This is a genomic window from Flavobacterium sp. FlaQc-30, assembly GCF_044005885.1.
Lineage (GTDB): Bacteria > Bacteroidota > Bacteroidia > Flavobacteriales > Flavobacteriaceae > Flavobacterium.
In genome coordinates, this window is sequence record NZ_JBIPCO010000011.1 from 1 (window position 1) to 18022 (window position 18022).

The window sequence follows — 18022 nt, forward strand, 5'->3', positions numbered from 1 at the left end:
CTACAATCGATGTTGTAGCGGATGTAATCAACAATGCAAGCACAATTATAAACGATTCTAAGTTCGCAACAGAACTTACACAATTTGTAGGTTCAAACGAAACTTTAACATCACTTGCTTATGATGCTGCAGGAAAAAAATTAAGCTACCAAGCTGAAAGTGGTCTAGCAACAGTAATTAATCTTGTTGATATGGTAGGAGATGCGCAAACGTTGACGTCACTTGCAGTAAATGGTACAACTGGTAATTTGGATTATAAAGATGAAAATAATTTTGTAACATCAATTAATTTGAGTGCTGCTGTAAAAGAGCCTTGGTTTAGTGCAGCAACAAAAGCGGGAGCAACTACAAATACGGAGAATATTTATACACAAGGCTGGGTAGGTATCGGGTTTGATACGCCATCTGGTAAAGCAGGTGAAAAACTGAGAATAAACGGTTCTATTACAACGGTTAATAGTACATATGCCGATTACGTTTTTGAAGATTACTTCCAAGGATACTCTGATATTAAAGCAGATTATAAATTTAAGGGATTAGCAGAAATCGAGCAGTATATTAAAACGCATAAACACCTTCCAGGTATTACACCGATCAATGAATTGGAAAGAACTTCTGAAGGATATTCATTCAATATGTCTGAATTGTCAATCCAATTACTGGAAAAAACAGAAGAGATCTACTTGCATATAATCGAGCAAAATAATGCAATTATTGCAAAAGACAAAGAAATTGCAAAAATGAACGAGCGTTTAGAAAGATTAGAAAAACTGATCGAAGAAAACACAACTTCAAGCAATTCAGCTCCTGTGAGTTCAAACTAAAACAAAGAAAAAACACCTCTTTTATGAATAGAATAACTGAGGTGTTTTATATCGTTTTTAGTATAATTTGTCACATTTAAGATTAACACTTTAAATTAAAAAGGATGACCAAATTTATTTTAAAAATAGTTACTGCAACATTATTTTTTACTATTGGTAAACTTAGTGCACAAACCACAAACATAGGAGAAATAGCAATTTTGTCAGGAACTGACTTTGCTACGGTAGCTGATTTTGATAACAAGTCTACCGGAGATTTTATTAATGATGGACAATTTACTGTTTATTCAAATTATAATAATGATGGATTAGTAACTTTTAGTCCAAAAGAAGCTTCTGGGTTAACTTATTTTAAAGGTTTGGCTGGAGCTCAGACGATTTCAGGCAGCGAGTTAAGTGAATTCAATAATGTAAGGTTTGAAAATCGAATGGTTCAGCCTGCATTTTTATTGTCAACAGAAATTAGTATTCATGGTGTTTCTGATTTTTACAAAGGAGTAGTTTCTAATAAAGATTCTGGTGGGATAGTCATTTTTGAAGCAAATGCAGTTCATAAAAATACAAATGATGATAGTTATGTTGATGGTTATGTGGACTATATTGGGAAAAATGAATTTCAATTTCCTATAGGTGATGGCGGTTATTTCAGACCATCTGCTTTCAGTCAAAATAGCATTTCCAAAGACTTCTTTAAAAGTAAGTATGTTTTCGAAAATTCAAATGAATTGCGTCCCCGTATGCAAAAAGAGGAGTCGATAACTCTGATTAATCCCAATGAATATTGGAAGGTTGAAAGCAATCAAGCTGTTATAGATTTAGCTTTAACATTAAAATGGAACACTAATACAACGCCAGACGAATTAACTAGAGAAGATTCTGGATATACACTGGCTATTGTAAACTGGGATGAAGCACAAGCAAAATGGGTGCACTATACATCTGCTGTTGATAATCAAAATGAAACCATTACAGCAGCCATAAATAAAACGGGGATTTTTACAATTGGAAAAGTAAAAACCACCATCACTACTGATGTAATTGTTTATAATGCAATATCTCCTAATGGGGACGGAAAAAATGATTATTTCAACATTGAAGGACTGGAAAATTTCCCTGATAACTCTGTACAAATCTTTAATCGTTATGGAGTAAAAGTATTCGAAACTACAAATTATGGCGCCAATGGAAATTGGTTTAGAGGTATATCCGAAGGAAGAGTTACCACAGCTAAAAATGAAGGACTGCCAACAGGAACCTATTTCTATGTCCTAAAATATAAAACCAACAATGGTGACTACAAAGACAAAGCAGGATATTTATACATCAGTAATAATTAAACAGTGCTGAATTTTAATGCTTTAATAATCTAAATGCACTCCTTATTGATAATAAGGTTGTGTCTTTATGTATTGATTTTATGATTTTAGATGGCAGTTTCAAAAGATACAGCCGCTGTAAATTTGCCCGTATTTAAATCCTTAAATCAGTATAGGATTAAATACAATGAGCAAAGTATGAATTATTTAAATATTTTTATATGATACAAAATGCTAACAAAAGCAATGCAATTGGATTTTGTTTTTTTATACTCTTTACTCTTTTGTTATCGTTTCCTGCGAAGATTACAGCGCAGGAACAGCAAATGGCACGTATAACAAGTGATTTAACATTGCAGGCTGAAAACAGTGTATTTGTACCTCTAGTTGGAGGTACGAAAGTAGTTGCTGTTAATGCTGACGAAGGTGTGAGTACAGGATTACCTATAGGCTTTGCATTCAATACTGGTCGTGAGGATCATACAACCTTTTATGCTAGTTCAAACGGTCATATTACTTTTAAGGCTGGAGTTACGAAGGCATTTACCGTTGCACCAACAGGAAACGCACTTGTTTTAGCTCCCTTAACATCAGATTTAAGCGGGGTGGGGGGAAGTTTTTCCTATCAAACAAGTGGTGTTGCACCTAATCGAGTGCTTACGGCAGAATGGAAAAGCTGGAAATGGAATTATAATAGCAGTATTAATGTAATAAGCTTCCAGGTAAAGTTGTATGAAGGAAGTAATAATATAGAATATATCTATGATCAAGGTGTTTCTCTGCCTAATAATGGTGTTGCGGCTATTGGTCTTTATTTTGGTAAAGAAGATATATATGGCGAAACTGCGGCACAGTTATGGCTCACAGATCCGGGAACAAATCCAGGCACATCAGAAACTTTTGTAAAGCCTATAACTACGCGTCCGGCAAGCGGACAGTTGTATCGTTTTATAAATACTAGCACCATTACGGGGTATTTTGGACAAACAACGATCAATACACTTGGCGGGACAAATGCAAATGACGGAATTAGAATTGATCTTTCTGGAACAGGAAACATGCAGATCAAGAGAAAAAATATGCGTCAAATATATAGTAATCCTGTTTCGACTATAATTACTGCCGGTACAACAAGACCTTTTAATGTGCCAGGAACTACAAATGGTTTAGTACTCTCTATTGGAAGAGATGTTTTTGCAGGTGGAACCTTAATACCAACTGGAATTACAGCTAATAAGTTAACTCCTATTTCTAGTACACAGCAGTCTCTTATCGAATCGTCGCCTGGGCATTTTGAGAATACAATTAAAATGAAGGCAGAAAAAAATGGAATGACTTATTTATTGGATGTAAAATATACTTATAACTTTCCTGAGCCATTTTTTGTTATTGATTACAAGGTTACTATCCCACAAGGCAACACAGATAAAGTGCAGTTAGCACACGGATGGGATACGTATTTGAACGGAGGAGATAATGGACCAGGATTTGTTAAAGGAACCGCTCCAAACTATGTAATGGGAGTATTTAAGCAAGCTTTGCCTGCGTCTTCGTATGAAGCTTTTCAATACAGAAGCGGTGTGCCATGGTCGGGTTTTCATTCTGGAGAATATGGGATGCTTAATGGGCAACTAAATAGAGGATCAAATGTTTTCATGGCTTTTGGTAATTATATTAACTCTACTTCTACTACAGATAACGGTATTGGTATTTCGATGAATTTTGGTACAGAAGCTGGTACTTTTAATAGTGAAAACGCTCTGATATTTGCCTGCGAAGCGGGAGATGATGCACCAGTACTAAGCACTGCAACTGCTAAACCATGTTTAGGAACTACATTTGATTTAAATAGTTATTTAACTTCTGAGCCTCCTTTAGGAGCAATAATACAATGGAAAAACGCATCGGGAGTATTAGTTGCAGATCCTACAAATGTAAGTACGGCAGGAAAATATACAGTAACGTTTTACTCAGAGCTTTATGGTTGTTCTTCCCCAGGTACAGATCTTACAGTTTCGTTTGATGCAGCTTGCGCCGTTTGTTATAAACCTGCCGTTACTACAGGAACAGTATTGCCTATTAAGACAATTATATCAACATTGGATAGAGTTGATACACCTCGTAACTATGCCGATGCAAGAACAGGAAGTTTAATATTAGAATCAAAAGAAAAAGGTTTAGTATTAACGAGAATAGCCTCTCCAGAAACTGCAATTACTGCTCCTGTAGAAGGAATGATTGTTTACGATACCGTAAATAAAGTTATTAAACTATACAATGGCACATCTTGGAAAGCAATGTCGCAACAAGCTTGTCCAGATTAAAAAAGATTTTGATTCTTAAGAATAATAAACAAAAGTAATTATGAAAAAAATCAAGTTTATAATCGGTGCATTTTTGATCGGACTAACCGTAAATGCACAGGCAGTTATTGGAAAAACAACTCCGCAAGGTTCAGGAATTGTTGATTTCAATGTGGGCGATAAAGCAGGTATTGTCTTGCCATGGGTAACAACATTACCAACAGGTAAAGCTTTAACCGGAGGCGTAATGTTGTTTGATGCCAACCTAAAAAAAGTCGTTTATTATAATGATACAGCTTGGGTTGATTTATCAAGAAAAACAGGAGCTGTCGATTTGTCTATACAAGCATCAGTGCCTGAGGCAGCAACAAAAGGAACTGTTGTTGGAGCAGAAAGCAGCAGCGTTGACGGAGTTCTAGTTTTAGAATCGGCAGATAAAGCTTTGATTCTGCCAAGAGTAGTTTCGCCGCATCTTAATATAGTAAAACCTATGGCAGGTACTATTTGTTATGATACCGTAAAAAAGATGGTTTGCGTCTATAATGGAACAGAATGGACATTCTGGAAATAGAAAAGAATAAAATTATATAGAATTTGTTGTGTTTTTTGTAACATAGTTTGATCTATAAATATCAGTTTAGTTAGTATAAAATCCCCTAAGATTAGGGGATTTTTTTGTTATGTAATTTTTTCAACATACAAATGAAGATCAGTAATTTAATGAAGATTAAAGAGCGATCTTCTTTTTTGTTTTATTCAAAATATACTACGATTTTATTGTATTGTAAGACAATACTTTTCTTTTGAAAAAACACAACCCTTTTATATTTTCCATCTCTTCCCCAACTAACATTTAGAACATCAAATGTTAATACAATGTTTTATAATCAGGTTGTTTTATTAATATAACCGTAACCTTGTCGACCTACCCTCGTTTCTAATTTTACAGACATATTATAAAACAAAATACTGTAGTAAATGTCATTTTTAAAAATTGGAATACTTCCCCAAAAAACAATTCAGTTTAGCGTCTGTAGAAACCATTTTTATTTGGCTGATAATGCAAAAACAAATGGTTATGTATAAAAAGTTTACTGATGAAGAACTTGTTGATTTATTGAAACAAGGAAAAGACAAAGCGTTTGATGAATTGTATTTTCGATATCGCGATTTACTGGTTCGGTTTGTTTATATCAGAATGAAATCAATTCCTATCTCAGAAGAAATCGTTCAAGAAGTTTTTACCACCATTTGGGAACGCCGCAAAACCTTATTAATTCAAAAGAAATTTGCTGCTTATATCTACACTTCAGTTCGATACATGACTTTAGATTATATAAAATCGCATACCATAACAGATCAATATATAAAAGAAGTTGCAGACAGCAGTACCGTTTTGTACAACAGCACCAATACAACCGAAGATTCGATTTATTATGACGAATTGCAGCAAGCAGTAGATAAAGCCGCAGCACTGCTTCCAAAAAAATCCAAAGAAGTTTTTATTCTAAGCCGAATAAAACACTATTCCAACAAAGAAATTGCCGACGAACTCAACGTGTCAATTGATACCGTAAAATATCATATTACGTATGCACTGAAATTCATGCGTTCCTATTTAGGAGAGTTCAACTGAAGATTTTCTAACCATTAACAAACTTAGATTTTCTTAACAGAAGCGTAACCTAAAGCGCCTACCCGAAATTTCTATTTCAAAGACATACTATTAAAGAGACAAAGACATTATAATGCCTGAAAAATTACATCAAGATATAAAACAGTTTTTAAAAGGAAAGCCTTCTGTAAAGGGAGAGGAATTATGGAATAATTGGTACGACCATCCAGAACATTTATCTGAAGAAAATGAACTTATTGTATCAGATCGTTCTAAGTTAAAAAGAGAATTAAAACAAATTAAGAAAACACCAAAAGTAATTTCACTTCAAAATAGAAACTGGGCAATTGCTGCATCATTAACCTTATTAATGAGTATATCTAGTTTTTTTTATTACACCTCAAAATCAAACGGAGAGATCAAACAATATGCTACAAAGTTGGGTGAACGTGCTAAAATAACTTTGGCAGACGGAACTCAAATATGGCTGAATGCAGGAAGTCTTTTAAAATATCCAACAGAATTTAATGGAGACACACGCGAAGTGTACTTAACAGGCGAAGCTTTTTTTGATGTAGCAAAAGACAAAGAACATCCATTTATAATTCATACCAATAAAATGGATACAAAAGTACTCGGAACCAGTTTCAACGTTCAGGCATATCCCGATCACACAACACAAGAAGTTGCAGTTTTAACTGGAAGAGTAAATGTGAAGTCGACGATTACAGATGAAAATGTTTATGTAACTCCGGGACAAAAAGTGATTTTTAAATCCAAAAGCAACAAACTGCAAGCTTTTAAAGATGTGCCCGTAAATACGATTTCGTTATGGCGAAAAAATATAATGGTTTTTGAAGAAACCCCTTTATCAGAAGTTATTGCAACCATAAATAGGAATTATAATATTCCGATAGAAGTTAAAAACAAGAACCTAAATACACTTAAGATAAACGGTTATTTCAAAGAGCTGTCAGCAAATGAAGTAATGGCATTAGTATGCAATATTATAAATGCCGAATACAAAGTAGAATCAGGAGTATATAAGATTGAGTAAAAAGAAAATGTCTGACTTATAATCAGATTTAAAAATAAACTACGTAGAAACAAAAAATCCAAAAACAACTAAAACAACAAGTCATGAATGAAAAACGAATGCGATGCGTCGTAAAGTTTCAAAGTATTAAAAAAACCGCTTGGTTAAAAGCAATCCTGCTTATTGCCTTGTTTTTTGCAAGTTTTACAGCAAATGCAGACAATAACAATACAAATAAAAGAGTAACATTAAAGGTAGAAAATGAAAGCATAAAAAATGTTTTTCAAAAAATTGAAAATCAAATCGATGTACATTTTATGTACGAATCCAATCAAATTAATGCCAATCAAAAAATTAGTTTAAAACTATCGAATGTAACTTTAGAACAAGCATTAGATAAAATTTGCAGTAATTTTTTACTTCGATATGAAATTGTAAACAATAATATCGTTATCAAGAAAACACAAAAAGTAGCCGCTGCAGATCAAAATAAAATTATTGTTTCTGGAACAGTTTTCAGCGGAGATGACAATATGCCGCTGCCAGGTGTGGGAATTAAAGATAAAAATTCAAGTGCAGCAGCAACTACAGATTTTGATGGAACTTTTAAAATGGAAATTAATGCAGCTGAATCGTTATTAGTTTTTTCATATGTTGGTTACATCAATAAAGAAGTTAAAGTAACCAAAAGCGAAACCATTACAGTAAAATTAGCGGCTGATGTAAAACAACTTCAAGAAGTAGTTGTAATGGGATATGGAAGTGTTAAAAAGAAAGAAGTCCTTGGAGCAGTAGGTTCAGTTTCGATGAAAGAAACTTCAAGCAGAACGTACAATAATGCTGCTGAATTATTACAAGGAACTGTTGCCGGTGTTACCGTTATTAATGATGGAGGTGATCCAACTGCTTCGCCAACAATTAATATTCGTGGAATTGGTTCTTTGAACGCTGAAACTCCATTAATTGTTTTAGACGGAATTATTTACAGCGGATCATTAAATACTTTAAATCCAAATGATATTGCTTCGATCAGCGTTTTAAAAGATGCCGCTTCCGCAGCGATTTATGGAGCAAGAGCATCTGGAGGTGTAATCTTAATTACTTCTAAAAAAGGAATTTCAGATCGTATTAATGTGAATGTAAATTATCAGGGCGGTTTTCAAAATGTGGCTAAAAAACTAGACGTTTTAAATGCTGCTGAATATGCAGATGCTATGAATACTGCTAGAGATAATGCTGGTTTACCAAGAATTCCTGCTTTTGATCCTGCTTTTGAACCAACTGCAAGAACAACAAAAACAAACTGGATGGATGAAATTTTCCGCACAGGAGAAATTCAAGATTTGTCACTTTCTATCAATGGAAAAACAGAAAAATCAAATTTCTTTCTTTCTGGAAGTTATAGAAAAAATGAAGGTGTTTTACTAAATACATACGGAGAACGTTATACTGTTAGAGCAAATACATCTTTTAAACTCGCAGACAATTTTACAATTGGAGAAAATTTATCGTATTCATTAACAGATGGGCAAACAGCTAATACAGCAAATGCTTATACAGGAGCTATTTTGGCAGCAGTATTTTATCCGCCAAATGCAACTATTTATAGAGAAGACGGTTCTGGGCAATTTGGAGGAGTTCCAGAAAAATATATAGGTTCTTACGGAGACGTTATAAATCCTGTAGCTTATTTAAAAAGACTAGACAACAGAAATCCTGTTTCTACCATTTTGATAAATCCGTATGCAGAATGGGAAATTGTACCCGGTTTAAAAGTTAAATCGAATTGGGGTTATACTAGAATTCAAGACAACGCAACTGATTTTTCAACAAAAATTACAGAACCGGGAAAAATCTTTGACTTTAACCGTTTGACAAAAAAATCAGCGACGACTACTGATTTATTAAGTGAACAAACTGTTTCTTATGAAAAATCATTTGGAAAACACAATCTTAAAGCTTTAGCTGGATATACCTATCAAGAAACAAAAAGAGATTTTTATACCGTTGAAGGAACAGGTTTTGACAGCGAAGATGCTTCACAACGTTATTTGTTAAACGCAAAATTAATTCAACAAACAGGAGCAGGTTTATCTGATGAAATTATTTCATCTTATGTGGGAAGGATTAATTACGACTTCAATCAAAAATACTTAATCTCAGGAATCGTTCGTCGTGACGGAACTTCAAAACTATTATCAGAAAACCGTTGGAAAGTATATCCATCAGTTTCCGCAGGATGGTTAATTTCTGAAGAAGGATTTATGAAAGGTATCAGTTCAACTGTGAGCAACTTAAAATTACGTGCAAGCTGGGGGCAAATTGGAAATTTAGGAAACCTTGGACCATACCAGTTTAGTGTGCCTTTAACGCAGACTCAAGCTTTAATAGGAGCAACTCCAACTATTAATTACGGTTATGCAGAAAGCGAATTATCAAACCCAAATTTAAGATGGGAAAGCTCAGAGCAAACCAATTTAGGTTTAGATTTTACCATGTTCAATAATACCTTATTAGGATCTGTAGATGCTTATGTAAAAACAAACAAAGACATGTTAGTTCGCGATCAGCTGCCGGGCGTTTCAGGAACTCCGTTAGGAAGAATTGTAAACTCTGGAGATGTTGAAAACAAAGGTATCGAAGCAAGTTTAACCTATCAAAAAACAAAAGGAGAATTTAAATTTGATATTACAGCAAATGCAGCATTTTTAAGTAATAAAATTGTTTCTATTAAAGACGATTTAACTTCGCTGGAACCTTTAAACTTAAGCCGAGTTCGTAGTTTGCCTTTAGCGAATATTTATCAAGTAGGAAGTCCGGTTGGTGCATTTTACGGATATGCTACAGACGGATTATTTCAAAGTAATGCCGAAGCAAAAGCGTATGTAAACTCCAACAATGTTGCTTATCAGCCAAATGCTGTTGCCGGCGATATGAAATTTAAAGATGTAAACGGCGACGGAGTAATTAATAACAGCGATAGAGTAGTGCTTGGAAGCCCGTTTCCTAAAACCACTTTCAGTTTAAATACCAACTTTAGATATAAAGGTTTCGATATGAATATCTTTTTAAGCGGAGCTGCCGGAAATAGTGTTTTCAATGCTGTAAAACATACCGGTTTAAACGGTTCTTTTCCAGGTTACAATTTATTAGCCGAATCAAAAAATGCGTGGTCACCAACTAATACAGACACCAATATACCAGTATTGTCATCGACAGACAATAACAATAACTTCGGTCGTATTTCTGATTTTTATATTGAAGATGCTTCTTTCTTAAGACTAAGAAACCTTTCTATTGGTTATACAATCAAAGAAAATTGGTTAAACGGAAAAGCTAAACTAAGATTTTTTGTTTCAGGACAAAACCTATTTACAATTACAAACTATTCAGGAATGGATCCAGAAGTTGGTCTTAGAAATTTCGGAATGGACTTAGGGAAATATCCACTTTCTCGAATTTACATGACTGGTTTAAACGCTACTTTTTAAAAAAAATAAAAATAACAAAATGAAAAATTTAAGTCTTTTATTATTAAGTTTTGTGCTGTTAGTAAGCACTTCAGCTTGCGAAAGCGAACTTGATCTTGTACCACAAGGAGCACCGTCAAGCGGAAATTTTTGGAAAACTCCGGCAGATGCAAAAGCGGGTGTAAATGCCATTTATGATTTGTATTCTAATGATAATATGTACGGTCGTGGTTTTTTCTGGCTTAACAATGCCAGTGATGATATAGGAACAAAACCAAGACAAAACGCAGAACGTATTAAAAACTTTATTGTTGATGGAGCAGAGTCTGACACAAAAGACATTTGGAGACTGCATTATGAAGTTATGAAACGTTGTAACGATGTAATTCGTAATATTCCGAATATTCCTTTGGATGAGAAAACAAAAAACGGAATGTTGGGTGAAGCTTATTTCAATCATGCCGTAATGCATTTAGAAGTGGCTTATCATTACGGAGACGATCGTGCTGGAATACCAATTCAAGACAGAGAAAATCCAACTAATGTATATGTGCCGCGTGCTAAAAACGTAGCCGAAAACTACGCTTACATTGCAGCAGATCTTATTAAAGCAGCAGATTTATTGCCTTATTTTAATGAGTTAACACCAGATAATTATGGTCGTGCACACAAAACAGCAGCTTGGGGTTATTTAGTTCGTACGTATTTGTATGCAAAAGATTGGGATAACGCCATAAAATATGCCAATATGATTGTTGCAAGCGGTAAACACAAACTGCTTGATAATTTTGAAGATGTATTTAAAATTAAAAACAACTGGTCTACAGAATACATCTGGTCAGTAACTTCAAGTTCTGAAAATACTTCTTTAGGTTCTATTTTTCCAGGCGTTTGTTTGGAAGATAAAGGATGGGGAGTTTACAATGGATGGGGAAATTTTTATCCAACAAAAGAACTGTTTGATACTTATGTTCCAACAGATAAAAGACGCAGTGCCACTATTTTACAAAAAGGAGATAAATTCACTTATTTTGGAGAAGTAGTTACTTTTAATGAAGGAAAAAATATTGTAAGTTCTAGTAACAGAACTGGTTATCAGTTCAAGAAATATATGGAGCCGTTTAGTTATCCAAAAACAACATCAGGCGGGATTGATATTCGTTATGTAAATGCAAATGGAGACAAACCTTCAACGGCACTTAACGTTCCGCTTTTAAGATATGCAGATGTGCTTTTGATGCTTGCAGAAGCCAAATTAATGAAAGGTCAAAATGCAGATACAGAAATCAACTTGATTCGTCATCGTGCAGGACTTGGAGATATCGCTGGAGCTACAATGGTCGATTTAAAAAGAGAAAGACGTTGTGAATTAGCAGGTGAATGGACAGATCGTCATTTTGATTTAGTACGTTGGGGCGATGCAAAAGAAACTTATGCTAAACCACTGCATCATTATAACGGAAGTGTAATTTATCCTGCACGTAATTTTAATCCTGCGATACACCATGTTTGGCCAATACCGCCAGATGAAATCGCAGTAAGTAAAGGAGCATTGACCCAAAATCAAGGCTGGTAAGTAGTAGTTTCATTTTGTTTAGTTTTTTTTACACTGCAGGCTTGTTGTGTAGTCTGCAGTTTGTAAAAAAGTATAATCAAATTTTAAATAGTGTAAACCAGTCTTTTCCCAAAGAGACTGTTTTGTATTTAAGTAAAGCTTGTTATTTCCACCAGATAAAAATGCACTTTCAAATTAAAACAACTTAATTTCTAATAAAGTTACCTACAGCTTTAAAAGAATAAAAACATTTTCAATGAAAAAAATATTCACCCTTTTTTGCCTTTCCTTTTTCCTCTTTGCACAAGCACAAGAGTATAGTTCATCAAACATACATTCGCATAATGATTATGCCGGTGCGCTGCCATTTTATGGAGCGTATTCTAACGAAACCGGTGTTATTGAAGCGGATGTTTTTTTAGTAAACAATGAACTTTTTGTATCGCATACTTCAAAAGAAATTGCGACGCATAACACACTTAAAAGCTTATATCTAGAACCGTTATCTTCAAAACTGAAAAGTTTAGAAGGAAAAGTTTATCAAAGCGGTAAGCCATTAATTTTAATGATCGATATAAAATCTGATGCCGATTCGACTTTAAAATTAATCGTACAGCAATTAAAGGCTTACCCTGAAATCATTTCAAATAAAAATATAAAAGTCGTAATTTCAGGAAACAGACCGCTGCCATCACAATACGCCAATTATCCAGATTTTATTTATTTTGACGGAAGATTGAATGAAAATTATACTGCCGAACAATTGGCACGTGTAGAAATGATCAGTGAAGATTTGAAGGAGTTTACGGTTTGGAATGGAAAAGGTGTTTTGACACAGGATGATTTAGAAAAAATTCAGTCAACAATTAAAAAAGTACACAGCCAAAATAAAAAAATAAGATTCTGGGGAACGCAGGACAATGTAAATACTTGGATGACTTTAATGAATTTAAAAGTTGATTTTATTGGCACAGATAATGTTTCAGAATTGACGCATTTTATCAATAATATTAAATCGACATTTTATCAAAATACGGAATTTCACCAAGCTTACGTTCCTAAAAACACTTCGGCTTTTACTAAAAAGAAACCTAAAAACGTGATTCTTTTAATTGGTGACGGAATGGGTTTGACGCAAATTTATGCGGGTTATACAGCTAACAAAGGGCAGTTAAGTCTTTTTAATATTCCAACACAAGGATTTTCTATAACCAAAGCTTCAAATAGTTATATTACAGATTCGGCTGCAGGAGCAACTGCAATGGCAACGGGACATAAAACCAATAATAGATTTATAAGTGTTGATGAAAACGGTAAACCATTAGAATTAATCACACAGCAATTAGCAGCAAGAAATTATAAAACGGCTGTTATCTCTGCAGGAAATATTACAGATGCAACGCCGGCAGCATTTTATGCACATCAGCCAGAAAGAAGTTACAGCGAACCTATTGCAAATGACTTCTTATCAAATCCTTCAGATATTTTAATTGGAGGCGGAAAAAATGAATTTAAATCTAGAAAAGACGGAAAAGATTTATCTAAAATATTGACTGAAAGAGGATATACTTTTTTAGATAAATTCAATAGTTTAGATACAATTAAAAACAGCAAATTTATAGTTTTAGACGATGCTGCAGTAGTTTCTATGAAAGACGGACGAGGAGATTTCCTGACTAAATCTTTTGCAAAAGCCACAAACACTTTATTAAAATCAAAAAATCCATTTTTTATAATGGCAGAAGGCGCACAGATCGATTACGGAGGGCACAGAAATAATGTTGAATATGTAGTTCGCGAAATGCTTGATTTTGATAAAGTAGTAGGGCAGGCAATGGAATTTGTAGATAATAATCCCGAAACATTATTAATTGTAACAGCTGATCATGAAACGGGCGGACTTTCGTTAATCGACGGAAGTATTGAGAAAGGGTATGTGCACGGAAGCTTCAGTACAAATGATCATACAGCAGTTCCAGTTCCAGTTTTTGCATACGGTGCAGGAGCACAAAATTTTATGGGTGTTTATGAAAATACCGAAATCTACAGCCGAATAATAAAAGCACTAAGTATAAAATAGCGGTTATTAACTTCGTTTAGAATAGTGTAATAAAAGACAAAACCAGTAAATCTAACTTTACTGGTTTTTGTTTTTTTAGTGATAGAGGTAAGGTCAATTTGATCTTAAAATAAATTGAATGTTATCCTGTTTTTCTTCTCCTAAAATGTTTTCCAAATTACTATTCGAACTAAATAAACCATTTCGATCGTTGAGGTTTTGAAATTGAAATTCTTTCGCCTGCATTTTGGTTTTTATTGCTTCAATATTATTTGGCGCTTTTGTTTCTAATCGTATAAAAACAGATTGTGTTTCATAGCTGTCTTTTTGAACAAATTGAAAATGTGTAATTTCATCATCAGGACCAAGTATATCACTTATAAAATCTTTTAATACTTCATTTCGCTGTGGAGATTGAATCATAAAATAATGTACTAAACCGTCATATAATAAAGAACGTTCTTTTATTTCGGCCTCTTTTTCTATACTTTTTAAACCACCGTTTATTATACAAACCACGTTTTTTCCTTTTATCTTGTCAGCATAAAAATCCAGCGCAGCAATACTTAATACACCTTCATGTTCTATATTCGTATCTTTATTATTGGCTAATTTTAAAATAGTAGAACAGATTTTCCCTTCTGGAATTTTTATTACATCTGTTAGAGTTTCTGTACAGATGTTAGAAGTCAGATCGTCTTGCTTTTTAATAGAAGCAGTGTTTAAATTGGAGTTCTTATTATCAAAAGAAAGATCGCTTTCATTTGTAATTTCAAGCGAAGGATTTTCTTGAGTTGTGACTCCAATGATTTTAGTATTAGGACTTAACATTTTAAATGCAGAGGAAATTCCTGCAGCTAAACCATCTCCTTCTAAAGGAACAAAAACGTAATCAATAGGATTTTGATATTCCTCAAGAATTTCCAGTCCCGCCGTTGCTTGACCAGCGATTACTTTTAAGTCGTCAAAAGGATGTATAAAGGCTTTGCGGTGTATCGAAGCATCTCCCAAAGCAATCGAATAAGCTTCTTCAAAATAATCACCGGTTAGAACTATTTTGATGTACTCTTTTCCAAATTTCTGAATTTGTTCCAGTTTTTGTTTAGAGGTATTTTTGGGCAGATATATTTTTCCCATTATTTTTAACAACTCACAGCAATAGGCAACCCCTTGCGCATGATTTCCGTCGCTGGCACAAACAATTCCGCGCTCTTTCTCTGTAATAGATAAAGAATTAATTTTATTATAAACTCCTCTGATTTTAAAAGTATAACCAGCTTGATGGTCTTCACGTTTTAATAAAATAACGGCATTATATTGCTTCGAGAGACTCGAGTTTTCTAATAGAGGAGTAGGAACAATTAAAGCAGCTAATTGTTTCTGAGCGAGCTGTATTTCTTTAAATAAATTCATCTTAGTGTTGTGTTGTTTTTCGACTTATTAGTTTTCCATCTCCAATAATTCTTTAGCAAATCCTTCACTGTCTTTAATCAAAGCAATTTTTGAACTTTTTACAAATTCGACAAGTTCATATTGATTTAGAAGAGTCGTTAAATTATCTATTTCATTTTCCCGTGCCGTCACTTCAAATACAGTGTGTTTTTTTTCGATCGATAAAAAAGCGGCATTGTATTTTTTAAATAAAAGATCAAGACTTTCATTGTTTATCATCCTATCTGTTGGCAGCTTGTACAATGCTGTTTGTGTAGAAAAAACTTCCTCTGCAGTATTACAGTAACATCTAAAAACATCGATGATTTTTTCTATTTGATGCACCAAGTTTTGCACGATTTCTGAGGTTGCATTAATAACAATTGTAAACCGATGCATTTTATCAATTTCACATTCTGAGATATTCAGACTCACCAAATTAATTTTCTTTCTTAAAAACATTACGGCAATTCTATTGATTAGCTCTAGTTGATTTTCGGTATAAACTGTCAAAGTATATTTCTCTTCCATTTTGTTTGTGCTGCTGCTGTATTTAGTTGAATTTTTATTTAATAATTTTTATAAAAGCATTTTAGTTGTTTCTTTTTAGCGCAAAAAAAAACCTTTCTCGTTTGACGGAGAAAGGTTCGTATTACACAATATAATCCTAACTCGTCATGAGAGACAAATAATGATAATTGCGATAATAATGATAGCTGCTAAATTTTTCATGTTTGTTTTAAATAAAAAAAACCTCCCGGTTTAGGGAAGTTTTAAAATCGTATGATGTATACTTCTTTATATAAAATCCCTTTACTAATATCAAATGATAATAATAGAATTGATAATAATAAAGATGTTAATTTGCGTGTTCATTTTTTATTTGTAAAGCGCAAATGTAGTATAAAAAAATATACGGGTTTTACTTTTTTTATTTTTTTTTAAAATTACTAAAGACTAAAAAACAGTAAACGAAACAATTATAGAACTTTCTTTTCATTGTAAAATAGGAACTTTTGCAATTTTTGTTTTAACATGATTCGTTATTTTATTTGAAACAAGAAAGAAGATGCTAAATCAATTCTGGATTACTTCCATCGAAACTCTTCTGTTTTTAATTCTATTTTCTTCAGAAGTGTTAGGAACTAATGGATCTGTTTGCCCTTTCGATCTTAAATGTATACGACTGTTTTCAATTCCTTTTCCTTGAAGATAATCTGCAACAGATTTAGCTCTTAACATTCCTATTTCTTGATTTCTTTCATCGCTTCCAATGTTACAAGTGTAGCCTGTTACTTCTAATACAGCCGTTTTATCTTTTTTCAGAATTACTGCTATCTCATCAAGATGAGGAATTACAGCAGGAGACAAATCAGTATTTCCAACGGTGGTGAAACCTACAGGCTCTTCAATTAAAATTATATTTTCGGCAGTAATTACTTCCTTCTTTTCTGGAGCAGTTTCAACTACGACAGCTTCTGTTTTTTGTTCTACTTTTGGTTCTGCTGTAGTTTGTACGGCTGTCGGAGTACTTTCAGGCGCTGCAGGTAATTGTTTTTTCGTTTTAAGTGAAAAACCTAATTTAACCTGAATTCCTGCCGCTAAATAGTTGGTTTTTTGTACTACTTTTTCATTCTTAATTACACCATTCGGTTCAATCATATTTACATCCTTAGCACTATAAGTTACCAAATTAGAATCTGATTTACTTTTGGCTAGCTCGTTTAATCCGTAATCGAAGTAAACTCCAGTATAAAGATTTAAGTTCTCTTTTAATTTGAAGCTTAAGCCGCTCTCTGCACTCAATAAAATAGAGTTTGCAAGACTTGTACGAGTACTGCCTTCCCAGTTCGCTATTTTACCAAAACCGTGTGATGGTAAATTGTCTATAACAAGATCTAAATCTGGATAATAACCTGACATCTGAATCTCAGAAGCACTAGCGTTAGTTTTTAGTTTTCCTGGGAATAAAGCTTTTGCTCCAACTCCTAAATAGAATCCTGTTTTAGCCGATATATCTGTTCGATATTGCAAAAGGATAGGCACAACAATAGAGAAAAAACTTTGGTCTTCAGCATAATTCTTTGGACTTACGCGGTATTCAAAAGCTGATCCTTGATCATCTACTTCATATGAAGTAAACGTTGTTCCTTCGTTTAAATTAAAAGAATTCTGACTGTATTGTCCTTCTATTCCTGTTGTAATACCCCAATGCTTATTTAGGTAATACGTATAGCCTAAACCTATTCCAAATCCGGTTTTAAGTTTTGCATCACCCAAAGCACTGTCGTAAAGAATTCCAGATGGACCGCCATTAATTTTAATATTAAATTCTTGTCCTTTTACAGTACAACTAAATAAGGTTAAAAACAGTATTGTTAGTTTATATTGAATTTTCATTTTCTAAGTTTTT

At 33.5% G+C, this 18022-nt stretch carries 11 protein-coding genes and 1 pseudogene; 9 read left to right on the plus strand and 3 right to left on the minus strand.

Annotation, left to right across the window (positions count from 1 at the left end):
* The 9 genes and pseudogenes from ACHRV0_RS20415 to ACHRV0_RS20455 all read left to right on the plus strand — a co-directional run.
* Positions 1-824 (plus strand): annotated as a pseudogene (locus ACHRV0_RS20415) (hypothetical protein); the annotation flags it as partial.
* A 104-nt stretch (positions 825-928) separates the two neighbouring features.
* Complete coding sequence (locus ACHRV0_RS20420) at positions 929-2161, plus strand: gliding motility-associated C-terminal domain-containing protein (protein ID WP_395442264.1); 1233 nt, start codon at positions 929-931, stop codon at positions 2159-2161.
* Between the two features lie 200 nt (positions 2162-2361).
* Complete coding sequence (locus ACHRV0_RS20425; RefSeq protein ID WP_395442265.1) at positions 2362-4464, plus strand: hypothetical protein; 2103 nt, start codon at positions 2362-2364, stop codon at positions 4462-4464.
* 40 nt (positions 4465-4504) lie between these two features.
* Positions 4505-5014 carry a hypothetical protein gene (locus ACHRV0_RS20430; protein ID WP_395442266.1) on the plus strand — a complete coding sequence of 170 codons (510 nt, stop codon included), beginning with the start codon at positions 4505-4507 and terminating at the stop codon, positions 5012-5014.
* Positions 5015-5521: 507 nt separating this feature from the next.
* A complete protein-coding gene (locus tag ACHRV0_RS20435) occupies positions 5522-6079 on the plus strand; it encodes an RNA polymerase sigma-70 factor (protein WP_089054418.1) in 558 nt (185 codons plus the stop codon).
* A gap of 112 nt (positions 6080-6191) precedes the next feature.
* Entirely contained in the window at positions 6192-7115 is a 924-nt protein-coding gene (locus ACHRV0_RS20440) for a FecR family protein (protein WP_395442268.1), read from the plus strand.
* An 83-nt stretch (positions 7116-7198) separates the two neighbouring features.
* Positions 7199-10585: a SusC/RagA family TonB-linked outer membrane protein gene (locus tag ACHRV0_RS20445; RefSeq protein ID WP_395442269.1), complete on the plus strand. Its 3387-nt coding sequence runs from the start codon at positions 7199-7201 to the stop codon at positions 10583-10585.
* A 19-nt stretch (positions 10586-10604) separates the two neighbouring features.
* Positions 10605-12140 (plus strand): RagB/SusD family nutrient uptake outer membrane protein, encoded by a 1536-nt coding sequence (locus tag ACHRV0_RS20450; protein WP_395442270.1) that lies wholly within the window; start codon positions 10605-10607, stop codon positions 12138-12140.
* Positions 12141-12375: 235 nt separating this feature from the next.
* Positions 12376-14199, plus strand: coding sequence for an alkaline phosphatase (locus ACHRV0_RS20455; protein ID WP_395442271.1), 1824 nt, complete (start codon positions 12376-12378; stop codon positions 14197-14199).
* A 93-nt stretch (positions 14200-14292) separates the two neighbouring features.
* Here ACHRV0_RS20455 and ilvA read toward each other — a convergent pair whose 3' ends face one another.
* The 3 genes from ilvA to ACHRV0_RS20470 form a co-directional block, all read right to left on the minus strand.
* Complete coding sequence (gene ilvA, locus ACHRV0_RS20460) at positions 14293-15591, minus strand: threonine ammonia-lyase IlvA (protein WP_395442272.1); 1299 nt, start codon at positions 15589-15591, stop codon at positions 14293-14295.
* Between the two features lie 27 nt (positions 15592-15618).
* Positions 15619-16140, minus strand: coding sequence for an acetolactate synthase small subunit (gene ilvN, locus ACHRV0_RS20465; protein WP_395442273.1), 522 nt, complete (start codon positions 16138-16140; stop codon positions 15619-15621).
* A gap of 546 nt (positions 16141-16686) precedes the next feature.
* Positions 16687-18009: an OmpA family protein gene (locus tag ACHRV0_RS20470; protein ID WP_395442274.1), complete on the minus strand. Its 1323-nt coding sequence runs from the start codon at positions 18007-18009 to the stop codon at positions 16687-16689.
* Positions 18010-18022 lie beyond the last annotated feature (13 nt).

Excerpts from the sequence above, each read along its gene's own strand:
- ACHRV0_RS20420 (WP_395442264.1), top strand. The coding sequence starts at position 929 with ATGACCAAATTTATTTTAAAAATAGTTACTGCAACATTATTTTTTACT.
- ACHRV0_RS20425 (WP_395442265.1), top strand. The coding sequence starts at position 2,362 with ATGATACAAAATGCTAACAAAAGCAATGCAATTGGATTTTGTTTTTTT.
- ACHRV0_RS20430 (WP_395442266.1), top strand. The coding sequence starts at position 4,505 with ATGAAAAAAATCAAGTTTATAATCGGTGCATTTTTGATCGGACTAACC.
- ACHRV0_RS20435 (WP_089054418.1), top strand. The coding sequence starts at position 5,522 with ATGTATAAAAAGTTTACTGATGAAGAACTTGTTGATTTATTGAAACAA.
- ACHRV0_RS20440 (WP_395442268.1), top strand. The coding sequence starts at position 6,192 with ATGCCTGAAAAATTACATCAAGATATAAAACAGTTTTTAAAAGGAAAG.
- ACHRV0_RS20445 (WP_395442269.1), top strand. The coding sequence starts at position 7,199 with ATGAATGAAAAACGAATGCGATGCGTCGTAAAGTTTCAAAGTATTAAA.
- ACHRV0_RS20450 (WP_395442270.1), top strand. The coding sequence starts at position 10,605 with ATGAAAAATTTAAGTCTTTTATTATTAAGTTTTGTGCTGTTAGTAAGC.
- ACHRV0_RS20455 (WP_395442271.1), top strand. The coding sequence starts at position 12,376 with ATGAAAAAAATATTCACCCTTTTTTGCCTTTCCTTTTTCCTCTTTGCA.
- ilvA (WP_395442272.1), bottom strand. The coding sequence starts at position 15,591 with ATGAATTTATTTAAAGAAATACAGCTCGCTCAGAAACAATTAGCTGCT.
- ilvN (WP_395442273.1), bottom strand. The coding sequence starts at position 16,140 with ATGGAAGAGAAATATACTTTGACAGTTTATACCGAAAATCAACTAGAG.
- ACHRV0_RS20470 (WP_395442274.1), bottom strand. The coding sequence starts at position 18,009 with ATGAAAATTCAATATAAACTAACAATACTGTTTTTAACCTTATTTAGT.